The sequence below is a fragment of the Catenovulum agarivorans DS-2 genome, from assembly GCF_000568405.1.
Classification (GTDB): Bacteria; Pseudomonadota; Gammaproteobacteria; order Enterobacterales; family Alteromonadaceae; genus Catenovulum; species Catenovulum agarivorans_A.
In genome coordinates this window covers 1-15023 of the sequence record NZ_ARZY01000055.1, presented here as the reverse complement: position 1 = coordinate 15023, position 15023 = coordinate 1, and the positions used below count along the sequence as shown (strand labels likewise).

General features: G+C 41.8%; 9 protein-coding genes. 5 read left to right on the top strand and 4 right to left on the bottom strand.

Annotation, left to right across the window (positions count from 1 at the left end; translation table 11 throughout):
- Positions 1-3907: beta strand repeat-containing protein (locus tag DS2_RS18320; protein ID WP_035016473.1), on the bottom strand; the 3907-nt coding region annotated here is incomplete at its 3' end.
- Positions 3908-4062: 155 nt separating this feature from the next.
- Here DS2_RS18320 and DS2_RS18315 point away from each other — a divergent pair.
- Positions 4063-6450: a DNA polymerase II gene (locus tag DS2_RS18315; protein WP_051480004.1), complete on the top strand. Its 2388-nt coding sequence runs from the start codon at positions 4063-4065 to the stop codon at positions 6448-6450.
- Positions 6451-6554: 104 nt separating this feature from the next.
- Entirely contained in the window at positions 6555-7448 is an 894-nt protein-coding gene (locus tag DS2_RS18310; protein ID WP_035016472.1) for a hypothetical protein, read from the top strand.
- On the opposite strand, the gene DS2_RS18305 is transcribed toward DS2_RS18310, so the two are convergent.
- Positions 7445-7960 (bottom strand): hypothetical protein, encoded by a 516-nt coding sequence (locus DS2_RS18305; protein ID WP_035016471.1) that lies wholly within the window; start codon positions 7958-7960, stop codon positions 7445-7447. The two genes, DS2_RS18310 and DS2_RS18305, sit on opposite strands and share 4 nt — an antisense overlap.
- 231 nt (positions 7961-8191) lie before the next feature.
- On the opposite strand from DS2_RS18305, the gene DS2_RS18300 reads away from it, so the two are divergent.
- The 3 genes from DS2_RS18300 to DS2_RS18290 all read left to right on the top strand — a co-directional run bounded on the left by DS2_RS18300 (position 8192) and on the right by DS2_RS18290 (position 13305).
- Positions 8192-9712, top strand: a complete 1521-nt coding sequence (locus DS2_RS18300; RefSeq protein ID WP_081754334.1) for an MFS transporter — start codon at positions 8192-8194, stop codon at positions 9710-9712.
- A gap of 265 nt (positions 9713-9977) precedes the next feature.
- The gene (locus DS2_RS18295; RefSeq protein ID WP_035016470.1) at positions 9978-12608 is read left to right on the top strand and encodes a CRTAC1 family protein; all 2631 of its coding nucleotides are present in this window, start codon (positions 9978-9980) and stop codon (positions 12606-12608) included.
- A 34-nt stretch (positions 12609-12642) separates the two neighbouring features.
- The gene (locus DS2_RS18290; RefSeq protein WP_035016469.1) at positions 12643-13305 is read left to right on the top strand and encodes a cupin domain-containing protein; all 663 of its coding nucleotides are present in this window, start codon (positions 12643-12645) and stop codon (positions 13303-13305) included.
- On the opposite strand, the gene DS2_RS18285 is transcribed toward DS2_RS18290, so the two are convergent.
- Both DS2_RS18285 and yegQ read right to left on the bottom strand, forming a co-directional pair.
- The gene (locus tag DS2_RS18285; RefSeq protein WP_035016468.1) at positions 13286-13531 is read right to left on the bottom strand and encodes a YfhL family 4Fe-4S dicluster ferredoxin; all 246 of its coding nucleotides are present in this window, start codon (positions 13529-13531) and stop codon (positions 13286-13288) included. The genes DS2_RS18290 and DS2_RS18285 overlap by 20 nt on opposite strands.
- A 39-nt stretch (positions 13532-13570) precedes the next feature.
- The gene (gene yegQ / locus DS2_RS18280; RefSeq protein WP_051480005.1) at positions 13571-14965 is read right to left on the bottom strand and encodes a tRNA 5-hydroxyuridine modification protein YegQ; all 1395 of its coding nucleotides are present in this window, start codon (positions 14963-14965) and stop codon (positions 13571-13573) included.
- Positions 14966-15023 lie beyond the last annotated feature (58 nt).

Below are 15023 nucleotides of genomic sequence, written 5' to 3'. Positions count from 1 at the left end.
TGCCTGCATCTACAACTAAGGTTGCTAAGCTGTGGGTTGAGTTATTGAGATCGATATTGCCATTGGCTGCTGAAGTATCTATATCAGTTGTGCCAGAGACAGTTAATGCACCGGCGTCGGTTACTGAATTAGCCGCAGTCACAGTTAAACCTGTCATTGTTCCTGCATTTAATGTCAGATCACCAACTGAATCTAGAGTTACAGCGCCAGCATTGTCCACTTGTAAAGTTAATGCATCAGTTTCTGCAACATCTAACGTGCCAGTACCTGCATCAACAACCAAGGTTGCTAAGTTATGAGTATTGTTATTTAAATCAACATTACCATTCGCAGTCGAGCTATCAATGTCAGTGGTGCCTGTTACGCTAATTACCCCCGCGTCTGTAACGCTGCCGTTGGACGACAAGGTTAAGTTAGCCGCCGAGGTTGTGCCTAATGTGGTATTGGTTGTATTAGTCAGCGTTAAATTACCACTAACATCTGAAGTAATAGTACCAGACAACACATTGTTGCCAGATAAATCTGCGTTACCCGTTGTGGTAACATCTAAATCAACCGCTGTTATAACTGCTGAGCCGCTATTGCTCACACTGGCAGATTCGATGTCTAAATCGTCAGCCACATTTAACGCATTATCAATAGATACAGCGCCAGCTGATAAGATATCAACACCTGCGTGAGTAGTTGTTGTCGTTAAGTCAGCTCCATCTATATCAACAGCACCACCAGTTGAACGACCGAAAGTGATCACACCTGTACCCGCTTGCAATAGATCCAATTCGCCTTGGCTAATGCTGACATCACCCACACCATTACCCAATCCGATAGTATTGGAATCAGCTAAGCCACGAACATCCATATCATTATTATTCGATGTTACGTTCGCGTTGAGTGCCAGACCACCAGCGCCAGCTTCAATCAGAATATCACCCGCCGCATCTGCATCACTGTCAGAGGTAACAGCTGCTAAACTGACACTATTCCCTTGCAGTGTAACGTGATCCGTTGCAGTTAATGCACCAGCTACGGTTAAAGTGCCTGACGCAGATAATGTTAGATCGCCAGACGTTACGGTAATCGCGTCAGCGCCTGTATTTAAGTCTGTTGCGTTTTGCACGTCTAAACCGTCAACGGTTAATACATCATCCCCACCACCAACAGCATCCGTAAATGTTACCGCATTGGTGTTTGCATCAATTGTTATGTCAACTCCGTCAGACAAGCTATTGAAGGTTGCTGCGCCAGATGTATTCACATCGATGTCAGCTGCTGCATTTAACGCTATCTCACCCGAGCTTGCTTGAATTGACGTGCTATCGTTCGAAGTTATGCCACCCGCGGTTGAGGTGATAGTTACCGCCGTGCTATTTGCGCTGGTTGTTACGATATTATTCAGCGCCAGCGCATCATCTTCAGTTACACTGATGTCACCTGAACCAGCGTTAATTGCGGCAGAATCAACCGCGGTAATTAACGTCGCACCAGTTGATGAAGTCACGGTTAAATCGGCACCTGAAACTTTAGCGGTAGTAGTGACTGAACTGTCGGATGTGCTGATAGTGACGTCGCCTGTACTGGTCGCAGCAGCATCAATCGTGACAGTACCCGTTGTGGTACTAATACTGGTATCATTACCTGCGGTAAGTGTTTGATTAGTATCAACCGCACCGTCAGCTGTTAAAGTTAAATCATTTGCAGCATTGAGTGCACCATCGGTGGTGATTGTGCCATCAGAATTAACAATAATGTCGCCAGCGCTAGATGTGATAGATCCTGTTGCAGACACAGCAAAATTGCCAGTTGCGTCTATATCAAGATTATCAGTTGTCACAACAGCAGCGTTAACATCAGCAGTTCCCACTGTATCAGTGTCAATGCTATTCGCGGTAACCGCAGATCCTATAGTTAAATTGCCGGAGTTAATCACCAAGTCAACATTAGTGTTACTAATAGTTGAGTTGATAGTCACAGCTCCTGTGTTACTGCTATCACCAATGGTAACGGTTTGCGCGGCTGTACCTGCGGTTAAATTGGTAACACTGGATGCATCTAGGTTCAAAGTCCCAACCGCTGTGCCAAGGTCAATCGCGGCATTATCTGTCACAGTGTCTAAATTTACCGAACCCGCAGTAATCGCGGCATTCAAATCAACATTGTCGGAGGTGATATCTAAGGTACCTGAAGCCCCTGATACCACACCATTTACCGTCACAACACCTGTTGTATCATTGGTTGCCAAGCTTAAACTGGCGCTATCAGCAATAGTTACCGCATTACCTAAGGTAATATCATCACCAGCATTTTTAGTAGTAATAGAAGTTGAACCATTTACACTAGCAACACCTAAAACTAAGTCACCATCATTGCTAATGGTTAAGCTTCCTGCTTGGGTCATGTTTAAATTGTCAACTTCAGTGTCAAAGGTCCCTGAATTGGTTGTACCTGTGATCACTAAAGTATCAGCAGTAAAATCACTCGCAGATGTGCCCTCCCCCGTAATGGCACCAGTAGTTGTTAGGGTTAAAGTTTGACCAGATACATCAATTGTATCGGCAATTGTTAGATCGTTGGATTTAATGGTTAAATCAGCAGCATTACTTACAGTTGGGTCTAAGTCATCGACATCCACGCCGGCAAAGTCTAACGTGATCTCTTGTCCAGCTGATTTATTTAACGTTAGGGTACCCGTTTGCGTTAAACTTGAAGTTGAACCACTGGCTTCACTTATTTGAATATCACCAGAGGAAGTTACATCCCCCACATTTAAATCACCATCTAAAGTGAAATATAAGTTTCCAACATTGTTACCTGAAGTGGTTAAGGTACCGTCAGATGAGTTGATTTCAATCGCATTGCCGTTGGTGCCTATTTCTAAATTATTGCTTGCTGAATCAGATGCACTAATTGTGATGGTTCCATCGGTAATTAAATGAGCATCATCTGAAAAGTCGGTATTTTGGCCGGTTTGACTACCCGTTGTGGCGGTAATAGGATTATTAATAACCACTGCGCCACCCGATAAAGATTGAACGCTGGTTAAATCAATACTAGAACCTTCGACTTGACCAATTTCTAAGGTGCCAGCAGACTGATCGACACTAACTGTGCCTGTTGCATCTATGTATATAACCCCAGCTTTTACTGATTCAATATCTACATTTCCACCCGCACTTATTGATATTTCACCATCCGCAGCAATTGCCCCAGCAGAACCATCAACATCGCCATCAGCAGTAATGGTTAAATAGTTCGCACCCAGGGTATCTGTACCCGTGCCTGAGTTACTAATAACAACGTCGTTTTCAGAAACGATATTAAGCATTTTATCATCATTAACCGTTGCTCTGATTGAGTTGATAGTAATGTCCGCATCATTACCGCTGTCGGTTAATGTCAAACCAAAGTCAACCGAGTCTTGGTCGTAACCAGCCAAGCTCGATACATCTTTGGTTGATATCATCAAGTTGCTATTCAGCGCCCCAGTGTTATTAAAATTGGACCCAACTGTTACCCCATTCGGGTTGACAAAAATCAACGTCTCTACGTTGCTGGTGTTCACCGAACCATCAAGCAAACTAGCATCGTTGCCTGTCACCCTGTTTAAAAATACTGATTCAGTTGTCCCGTTAAAATTAATGGTTTCATCATCTGCAAGACCTAAGCTCTGCCAATCTATGATAGTATTCTGTGTTGTTGCGGTGACATTAGCAGTAGTTGAACCATCACCAACACCCGTAATAGTTGCACCACCATCACTATTTACACTACTGTCATTTAGTGATGAGGTAGTTGCAGCAACAGTTGTTGAAGTCCATAGCGCGGTAGAAACGGCGATGGCGATTGAAGATTTTGAGATAGGTTGAACAAGCGATTTTTTAATTTGGGTACGATTGTTAGTATTTTTCATCTTTTGGATCCTTGGTCTGGCCAAATATATTTTTAATCTCAGCGGCGGATGTCTGATCAATAAATTAGCTTAGTATACAAGTACAATAAATCAACAAATCGATTACAAATAAATCAAAGAATGTTTATTAATTAACAACGACTTGTCACAAAATAATGCTCAATAAACAACCAACAAATAATTTAACGCCAGCCTATATCCTCAGCAAAAGCAGCTATGATAGGCATGAACAAGCCATAGTCGAAGTTTGGCTAAAGACTAAAACTTCAACGGTTTGTGTGCATTACACCGAGCAAAAAAATTTATTTTTTATTGAACAGAAGTCATTTCAACAAGCATATGAATTGCTATCAGCACAAAAAATTGCTTTTGAGTACAACTCAATCAAACACAAAACCTTTCAACAAAACCAGGTGGTATTATTACAATTTGCCAATATTCGCAGTGGACAAAAAGCCAACCGAATACTCAGCAAACACCAAATTGAATGTTTTGAAGACGACATCAGGCTGCACGATAGATACCTAATGCCACGTCGGCTAAAAGGCGCCGTGAATATAGCTGCAACAGGACTGCAGCATAAACAAGTATATAAAGACATCCCAATAACCCCGAGCAATGACATATCAATAAAATTGAGCAGCTGTTCGCTCGATGTCGAATGTAGTGAATATGGAGAGCTATACTCAGTTGCGTTACACATGCCGCCAGTTGAATTGATAATAATGATTGGCCCAACACCGAACGAAGCAACTGCACTGGATATTATTTGGGTTGACAATGAAGCCGAGCTATTAACACAGCTTATCAAACAACTAAACCTACTCGACCCCGACATTATTATTGGTTGGAACGTTATTAATTTTGATTTTCGATTACTGCTAAAGCGCGCAGAAAGACATCGAATTAAACTGTGTGTCGGTCGGAATGGCTCTGAGATCCGCTGGCGTAATCACCCAACCGAACAAAACCAAGGCTACGTGAATATTGATGGTCGAGTGGTGATTGATGGCATTGATGCATTAAAAACCGCAACTTATCAATTCGAGAGCTTTAGTCTTGAAAATGTCGCACAAAAACTACTCGGCAAAGGCAAGTTAACCCACGACGTAGATAACCGCATGGCGCAAATTAATTATGATTTTGAACATAATAAATTAGCGCTGGCAAAATATAACCTGCAAGATACAAAACTAGTAACAGAAATCTTTGAACAGACGAAGCTAATTGATTTTTTAATGTTGCGCAGCCAGCTTACAGGGTTAGATTTAGATAGAGTAGGCGGCTCAGTTGCAGCCTTTACCAACGTCTACTTACCTAAATTACATAAAGCAGGGTACATTGCGCCTAATTTGCCTGAAGGCGGTGGATTAGCCAGCCCTGGTGGCTATGTGATGGATTCAAAACCAGGCTTATATTCCAATGTGCTGGTGCTCGACTTTAAGAGTCTATATCCATCAATTATTCGCACCTTTAAAATAGACCCACTTGGGTTAATTGAAGGGCTACAAAATCCACAACAAGCAATTGAAGGTTTTAAAGGTGCGCTATTTTCAAGAGACAAGCACTTTTTGCCCGACATCATCACTCAATTATGGGCACAACGCGATCAGGCCAAGGAGCAACAAGACCAAGCTCGCTCGCAAGCAATAAAAATCCTCATGAACTCATTTTATGGGGTGCTAGGCTCGGGTGGATGCCGCTTTTATGATACTAGATTGGCCAGCTCAATCACAATGCGCGGCCATCAAATCATGCAACAAACCGCACAATGGATTGAAGCACAAGGCTATGATGTTATTTATGGCGATACTGACTCTACATTTGTTTGGCTAGAAAATGTTACAGACAGCCATCAAGCCCGTGAAATTGGCTTGCAACTACAAGATTTAATCAACCAAAAATGGCAAAAATGGCTTAAAGATACCTATCAACTAGAAAGTCACTTAGAAATAGAATTTGAAACTCTGTTCAGTCGCTTTTTAATGCCTACTATTCGAGGTTCAGAAGCGGGTAGCAAAAAGCGTTACGCTGGTGTTTTAGCACCCAGCAATCAACAACACACAGAACCACAGCTAATTTTTAAAGGATTAGAAACCGTACGTAGCGATTGGACCGAACTTGCCCGTGAATTCCAGCAGCAGTTGTACTTGCTGGTATTTACCGAAAAAGATCCCAGCGACTATATCATTAACTTCATTCAACAAGTATTATCTGGTGAACGAGACCAACACCTAGTCTACCGCAAGCGCCTGCGACGAAATTTAGCCGACTATCAAAAAAATATACCACCGCAAGTCAAAGCTGCGCGTATGGCAGATGAAGAAAATAGCAAACGAGGTAAAAGTTTACGCTATCAAAACAAAGGCTGGATCCGCTACCTGATAACCACCACAGGCCCTCAACCGGTCGAATATCAACAAAGTCCAATTGATTACCAACATTATTTGGACAAGCAAATTAAACCAATTGCGGATGGTATTTTACCTTTTATTGGTATGAGCTTCGACAAAATCAGCTCTCGACAACTTAATCTATTTTAATAGTCCTGCAAGCTTACAATACAACAGGTTTAATTTTCCTAAACTGCGGTTATACTGAAACAAGCTAAACTCTGGATAACAAAAGTGAATTGCGGGAAACCAAAATGCGAGCAAAAGCACTAGCTTACTTGGCACTATGTTTTTATATATTTAGTTTTACTGCCCGCAGTAGCACAACCAATTTGAGTACCCAAGTATCGGCTGAGTATGCACACAGCGACAATATTATGAATGCATACAAAGCAGCAGATATTTACGATGACCAAACACACACAGTGCTTGCCAAAGTAAGCTATGCACTGCCGATAACTATCAATCGAAAGGTTAATTTTGTCGCCTCAGCTAAAGCCAACCGACAGCAAAGCTTTTCCATGTTAAACAACACCGAGTTGGCTTTAGGTGCTTGGTATGGTTGGCAAAATAAATTTGAATATCTAGCGCCTTACTACATAGTCAGCGCCAACATTAAAACTGTCAATAGTCGCAGCAATGCGCGTGACGCAAAGCAATTAGACCTAACTTTCATTTGGAATAAACGACTGACCGACGTCCTGCAAATGCGCGCAGGGTTAAATAGCAGCCATATCACTGCCAATAAAAAAGTATTTGACCAAACCATCAATCAAGCATTTGGCCAAGCGGAATATAAACTGACCAACAATTGGCAACTGCACTTGCGGGTAAATTACGCAATGGGTGACCTAGTTAGCAGCCAACGGACCAGCTACTGCATCAATGACCAAGAGACTTCGCAAGTGTATACGCCAAACCAATACAACTACTTATGGTACGACCAAGATATAAATCAAAACTTGTGTGGTGACTGGTATAGCTACAACTATTCTGGTCGTTTCTACACAGGTTATATTGCAGGCCACTATAAATCCAATGCGCATAAAATTTCGTTAAAAGTTCAACGCGCTTGGACGCATGCCGACAACTCAGTTAGTTCGTACCAAAAAAATGAGTTGTCGGTAAGCTACAGATATAAATTCTAGTGCTGCCACTCTTGGTTAAGTAGTTCAGCAGTGCCATTAGCCAGCTTAACTTCATATTTAGCTTCTTGTCCGGCGGAATCAACCGTATAAAATTCGTAAATGATTTCGCCTGTTGCCTGCTCACTTTCTATGATGCGTTTAGGCTGAATGTCCGGATGTGCTTTAGTCAGCGCAATAACGACAGAATCAGGACACTGCGACATTTCAAGATCACGCTGAATTTCAACAATTTTCCAAGTTCCATCCTGCTGCAACATATCAAATTCAATCTCATTACCGTATTGGTCTAGTCCCTCAACATCAATATATACCTTGCCATGTTTAAATTCTTTTTCAGCTTCTTTTGCAACAAATTTAGGGCGTACAGCTGCTATCTGTTTAATAACGCCAGCCGGAATATCAGCCAAGGCCAAACTTTGTTTATGATTGAGTGTAGCGCCAACTTGTTGGCCTGCCGCAGCAGTTAACGAAGTAATAGCCAAGCTAACGCCAATTAATACTGATTTATACATTGAATATCCCCTATAAAATATTTGCTAGAAAGGTCAACAGGCCCTAGACCAAACTACCACCTTTCGTCATACAACCATACGAAAAATTTATTACATTTATGCATGACAAAAATAAACAAGGACTATAGTTCGATTTATTGCATTCGTATTCAAAGGCTTTTTTTTGCAGAATCACTATGCTGTTCCATACTCATTACTATTGTCACAATAATAAACAACTGGCAGCTTACTATGACGATGCGAGAAAAACCCTATCTAAATTTTTGGCAAATTTGGAACATGTGTTTCGGATTTTTAGGTATACAAATTGGCTTTGCGCTGCAAAATGCGAACACTAGCCGAATATTTCAAACCCTAGGTGCAGACTACAATAACCTGCCAATACTCTGGCTAGCCGCCCCCATCACAGGTTTAGTCATCCAACCTATCATTGGCCACATGAGTGACAAAACCTGGGGTAAATTTGGCCGCCGCCGCCCTTATTTTTTATGGGGGGCATTGTTTGCATCGGCAGCGCTGATCATTATGCCAAATTCACCGACCTTGTGGTTTGCTGCCAGCATGCTGTGGATTATGGATGCATCAATCAATGTGTCAATGGAACCGTTTCGAGCTTTTGTTGGCGACATGATGCCACAAAAACAACGACCTAAAGGGTACGCGATGCAAACCTTTTTCATTGGTGTGGGTGCGGTTTCAGCTTCAATGTTGCCATGGATTATGACCAACTGGTTTGATGTTGCAAATACAGCACCTCCAGGAGAAATTCCCGACAGTGTCAAATACGCCTTTTATGTTGGGGGGATTAGCTTCTTTTTAGCCGTTGCATGGACTGTATTTACCACAAAAGAATATAGCCCAGAAGAAATGGCAGAGTTTGAAAAGTTCGAACGAGTGCAACGAGGGTTATCCGAACATGCAACACATGTTGTTAACGACAGATCAATCAATAAATTCGTCGCCCATGGAGTACTATGGTTTTTAGCTGGACTCATTTTAACTGCGTTTTTTATCGGTCTAAATTTAGATAAGCAATTGTATATTCTATCTGGCGGTTGCATTGTATTTGCCTGCGTGCAGTGGGCTGTAGCTATCCTAAAATCAAAAAATCGTACTCAGAATGGTTTTGTTGAAGTGGTCGAAGATTTGTTTGCGATGCCTTCAGCAATGCGCCAACTGGCCGTCGTGCAATTTTTCTCTTGGTTTGCACTATTTGCAATGTGGATTTATGGAACGGCTGCAGTGGCCGAGCATCATTTTGGCAATGGAGACCCAACTTCAGCAGCATTTGCTGAAGGGGCTGATTGGTGGGGTGTCTTGTCAGCAGCCTATAATGGCTACGCAGCTATCGCGGCTATCGTCATCCCGATTATTGTTGCCAAAGTTGGTTTAAAACTTGGTCATATGATTAATTTGTGGATAGGTGCGCTCGGCTTCTTATCCTTTTTAGTTGTTGAAGACCCTACTTGGTTACTATTGTCTACTGTTGGAGTTGGGTTTGCTTGGGCATCGATTTTATCTTTACCTTATAGCATGCTGTCCAATGTACTCCCCTCGCATAAACTCGGGGTGTACATGGGTATCTTCAACTTCTTTATTGTACTACCACAAATATTGGCAGCAGCGGTACTCGGTTTTATTATCACTGAAATGTTTGACGCCAAACCTATCTATGGATTTGCAATTGGCGGGATTAGTTGGTTTATTGCAGGCTTTACTGTATTACTGGTTAAATTGCCAAACGAAGACTAACATAGATAAATCAACCAATTGACCTATAAGGAGTTGGACCGTTAAGTCCAACTCCTATCTCAATTGTTAGCTCGCTGCATCTAAACCCTACCAGCCCTTTTCAGCACAAAATCAATCGTTTTAATCCCCCAACGAGCAGCAAAGCAAACAGCAAAATATATTGATATATAAAATCCCCTTCACACATATTGATAACAATTAACTTTAAACCATGACTATTTTTTAGTATCTTGAGCTTCATACTCAATCTACAAATCAATAAAAAATGAAAAATATTATCTGTTATCTGTTAGTGTTTTTACTTTTTGCTTGTTCAGCAGATAAAACACAAGTTGCTAAAAACCTGGAAGTAACACCCGAAACAACGATTGAAATTGACTATGAAGTTACGGGCCCATTAACCAAAGTCGTGCATATGCAAGTAGACAATTCGCAGGCATATGCCAGCATCAGCTTAATGGCCAATCAGCAGGTATTGTTCAGCAATTTAGATATTCCATCTGCTGGTCAGCATTCGCTAACAGCCCTAATAAAATTCAATCAAACAGGGCCAACTAAGCTCAAGTTATCCAGCTTAAACGCCGCTTTGAAAATAACGTCGTTAACCATTAAAGACACAACAGATATTCAAATACCTCAATACCAAGACATCTCTATACCCGCGGGTTTAGACAAAGTGAATTCAATTAAATACGGTGGACCAACCGTAGCTGACATAGACAATGATGGTGACTACGACTTTATCGTGAATAACCATAATGCCGAAAGCAGTAAACTCTATTGGAACAACGGAGATGGTACGGTTACCAAACATAAAAAAGACTTAGCCCGTTGGTTTATGCATGATTTGCATGGTGTCTCTGCTGGCGATTATGACCACGATGGTGATCTCGATTTAATCGTAACTCAAGGAGGTGGCAACGGCAAAAACCCATCAAAAGCCAATTTTTATCATAACAACCATGGCACTTTGGTATTGATGACAGGTGATGTCAATATAAAACGAGGAGGCCGTGGCCGTGGCGGTTTTTGGACCGACATGGATTTAGATGGAGACCTAGACCTATTATTGATCAATGAAACCAGCCTTCATGGTGACAAGCCACAGCATTTCGCATACGAAAACCTTGGTAATAGCACATTTAAGTTTCGCTTCGTTGAAGGTTTACTTAATCAGCATCCATCACGCACTTTAATCACAGATTTAAACAACGACCAAATAGACGATATTATCTTATACTCGCCTTTATCTGTTTGGCAAGGCAATGGTGATTTTACCTACACAGAAATCACCGACCAATTCCCCAAGGAGATCAACATATTACGCGGGATATTGGCTATCGCAGATATAGATATAGACAACGATGGCGACTTAGATTTATACCTAGCCCGAGGTAAAGATATAGAAAGCAACAATAGCCTAGCGGCAAGTGTTGACTTTGAACCAAACAAACAAATATTTTCCATAAAACCACGTGGACTGAAAGGGACGGACTCATTTAGCTTTACCGCAAGCAAAGATGTAAAACTGTACAACCATACTTATTTAGCTAGAGGCAACTTTAGAGGCAAAAGCTATCCTATATTTTTAGGCAAAAATAAGAAAGTCTCATCAATTAAAGCTGGCGAAACATTTACCCTAACGGCAAAAGATGCCCAAGGCTGGCCAGAAGACACCTCTGAAAGCGGCGTATATTTTGGCTACCTAGGCGACAACCAGTGGCAAGCCTTGTTAGTGCGAAACGCTAACCTTTTTTGGAATTACCAGTTTAGTTTATCTGGCGTAGAATCTGCCCAACTCGACTTTGAAGCGGCAAACAGAAATACCGCAGATATACTATTACGAAACGACAATGGAAAATTTGTTGATGTCTCGAGTCAATGGAATATCCCACAAGGCGGAAATTCAACAGGTGTGACTGTAGGTGACTTCAATAACGACAGCTTCCAAGATCTATTAGTTTATCGCTGGGGGCTAATACATGCGCGTGGTGCAGATTTGATGCTGTTGAACAATGGCTCACAAAAATTTGTCGCAACCACTTCGCATGGCGCACATGATATCCAGGGTCCAGGTAAAGGTGATATGGGACAAGCGTTTGATTTCGACTTAGATGGAGACCTAGATATACTGAGCGGCAGTGAAGGTGGTGAGTGGTATTTGTATCAGAATCAAACGATTAACAAGCAAACTTCTACGCAAAATAACTACCTTTTAACTCGGGTAGCGTATTCACCAAAAGCTAAAATAGATCCTATATCAGCCGTGGTTAAACTAAAAATTGCGGGGCAAACTTATCTGCAAGAAGTCGGTTCTGCTGGCTCTGTATTTTCACAAAGTTTACTCAACATAGTTCATTTTGGTTTAGCGAAACACCAAAAAGTTGATGAGATCACTGTAACCTGGCGCAACGGTGAAAGCGTAAAATTTGAAAATGTGCCAGCAAATCAGATTATTGATGCAGGTATAGTCGTTACACCAGCCAAACCTCAACAAACGAGTATTGATGCAAGTCAAACAACCGCACCTTACGTAAAAATCGTCAACCGTGATGAGTTTGAAAACAAACCGCTAAAAATTGGCGACAGCTATACTCTAGCAGTAGAATACCATGCAGGCACAGGTAATCGCGTGATAAAATCTGACGAAGGCGGTATACGCTTTTGGTTCCGTCACTTTAAATCGAAATGGATTCCAGTAAAAGATGTTGTATTAGTGGATGAATCAGCTGTCGGCAGCGAATCAGGTAAGACAAAAATGACCTTTAAGCTCACAGGGTTAACCCCAACAGCTGAATTACCTGATGGGCATCTCTACCAATTTAGAGTCTCGTTTGCTTCAAGCAATGGTGATATGCTAGATGATATTATCTATCCACTGAGTTTAGTGGAATAACAGCTAACACCAGTAAATAGCGACGTACAGACCAATGGTTACCCGAATCAACGCAGACTTCAATCAAAAAGTTGTCATTCAACCAACAGAGTATAAGTGGCGCCAGTCGCCACTTGCTGGCGTTGAGCGCATGATGCTAGATAGAATCGGTGATGAAGTCGCGCGAGCAACATCCATTGTAAAGTACGCTCCTCATAGCCAATTTTCACCACACGTACATTCTGGTGGAGAAGAATTTTTGGTATTGCAAGGTGAGTTTGCTGACGAGCATGGTGTCTACCCGCAAGGCACCTATGTTCGCAACCCAATTGGTAGCAAACATACACCTAAAGTCGGCGCACAAGGTGCAACTATTTTCGTCAAACTCCACCAGTTTGCTCAAGACGATTGCCAGCCCGTTATAATTGATTCTAGTAATAGCACTTGGCAAACAGGTTTAGTTGAAGGTATCAGAACTTTGCCACTGCACAGTTTTAAATCAGAACATGTCGCCTTGGTAAAATGGCAACCCAACACCAAGTTTAAGCCTCACCAGCATTGGGGTGGCGAAGAAATATTAGTATTAGACGGTACCTTTTACGACGAACATGGCACATACCCTAAAGGCACTTGGCTTAGAAGTCCACACTTAAGCAAACATACCCCCTACACTCAGCAAGATGGGGCCTTGTTATATGTTAAGATTGGACATTTATAAACTTAGCATACAGTGCCTCATGGCTTTCCACTTTGTTTGGGTCTTGGATAATACAATCTATTGGACATACATTTAGGCACTGAGGCTCGTCATAATGCCCGACACACTCAGTACATCTATCTGAATCAATTTGATATATATCAGCTCCCATAATGATCGCCTGATTAGGACACTCTGGCTCGCACATATCACAATTAATGCAGTCTTCTTCGATTAACAGCGCCATTAGTTACTCCTTGAATAAATTAAACTGAACTAGGTTAAATTAAAGAACTTGTTTCACTGCAACCGTTTGATATGGGTCGCGTGTATCAGTACCTTCGGGCAAATTGCGTAAAAGCACCGAAAAATCGGCGGAGATCAAATCAACATCTGCTGGCAATGTAATCCAAACTTGATGGCCTGATCCCAAGGCACTGATAATTGGCAATCCGTCTTTATCACTAAGCTCTTTGAGCTCAAAATTCACATTGCCTTCAGGTGTCATTAGTTCGAGTGAATCACCTTGGTTAAACTTGTTTTTTACTTCAATTTTGAGCTTGCGCTGGTTGGCATCCATTTCAATAACTTCACCAACTAGTTGTTGCAAGCTGCTAACAGAATTGCCTGTTTGATAATTTTGATAACTATCATGGGTATGCCGACGTAAAAAGCCTTCGGTATACCCTCGGTTGCTTAATTTATCTAATTCAAATAACAAATTCGCATCGAATTTCTCGCCCGATTTAGCCAAATCAATTGCACGACGATACACTTGTGCTGTGCGCGCTACATAATAAAATGACTTAGTCCGCCCTTCTATTTTGAGTGAATCAACGCCTATCTCAACCAACTTTTGTACATGTTCAACCGCGCGTAAATCTTTTGAATTCATAATGTAGGTGCCGTGTTCATCTTCAAATGCAGGCATAAATTGACCAGGCTTTTCTTTTTCTTCTAATAAAAATATTTTATCTGTGGTGGTTGCTTCCGTTTGTTCACTCGGGACAAAATTACCAACACCATCTTCGCTTGCTTCATGCGCCTGATACGACCATCGGCAAGCATTAGTACAAGCCCCTTGATTTGGGTCGCGTTTATTCATATAACCAGACAATAAACAGCGGCCTGAATACGCCATGCACAAAGCACCGTGCACAAACACTTCAATTTCGATATCTGGACATTGTTGGCGAATTTCAGCGATTTCATCAATCGACAATTCACGCGATAAAATCACCCGCTTGATCCCCTGTTGTTGCCAAAATTTCACAGTTGCCCAGTTAACCGCATTGGCTTGGACAGACAAGTGAATGACTTGCTCGGGAAAATGCTCACGCACCAGCATAATTAACCCAGGATCTGACATAATTAGCGCGTCTGGCTGCATTGCCACCACAGGCTCAACATCTTTTAAAAAGGTTTTTAGTTTGCCGTTGTGCGGCGCAATGTTATTCACCACATAAAACTGTTTGTTGTTTTGGTGGGCTAGGTTAATACCTTGTTGGAGTTTTTCTAAGTTAAACTCGTTATTACGCACACGCAGGCTATACCTTGGTTGGCCTGCGTAAACGGCATCGGCACCATAAGCAAATGCGTAGTTTAGATGTTTTAAACTGCCTGATGGCAAAAGTAATTCTGTAGACACTGCAAATCCTCGCACACCAAAGTACCCAAGCATGATTTTCGCAAAATCGCTGTAAATCCATATATGGACACCTTCACATGTGCAACCTCTT

Coding starts and splice junctions, on each gene's coding strand:
- DS2_RS18315 (WP_051480004.1), top strand. CDS start 4,063: ATGCTCAATAAACAACCAACAAATAATTTAACGCCAGCCTATATCCTC.
- DS2_RS18310 (WP_035016472.1), top strand. CDS start 6,555: ATGCGAGCAAAAGCACTAGCTTACTTGGCACTATGTTTTTATATATTT.
- DS2_RS18305 (WP_035016471.1), bottom strand. CDS start 7,960: ATGTATAAATCAGTATTAATTGGCGTTAGCTTGGCTATTACTTCGTTA.
- DS2_RS18300 (WP_081754334.1), top strand. CDS start 8,192: ATGACGATGCGAGAAAAACCCTATCTAAATTTTTGGCAAATTTGGAAC.
- DS2_RS18295 (WP_035016470.1), top strand. CDS start 9,978: ATGAAAAATATTATCTGTTATCTGTTAGTGTTTTTACTTTTTGCTTGT.
- DS2_RS18290 (WP_035016469.1), top strand. CDS start 12,643: ATGGTTACCCGAATCAACGCAGACTTCAATCAAAAAGTTGTCATTCAA.
- DS2_RS18285 (WP_035016468.1), bottom strand. CDS start 13,531: ATGGCGCTGTTAATCGAAGAAGACTGCATTAATTGTGATATGTGCGAG.
- yegQ (WP_051480005.1), bottom strand. CDS start 14,965: ATGCTTGGGTACTTTGGTGTGCGAGGATTTGCAGTGTCTACAGAATTA.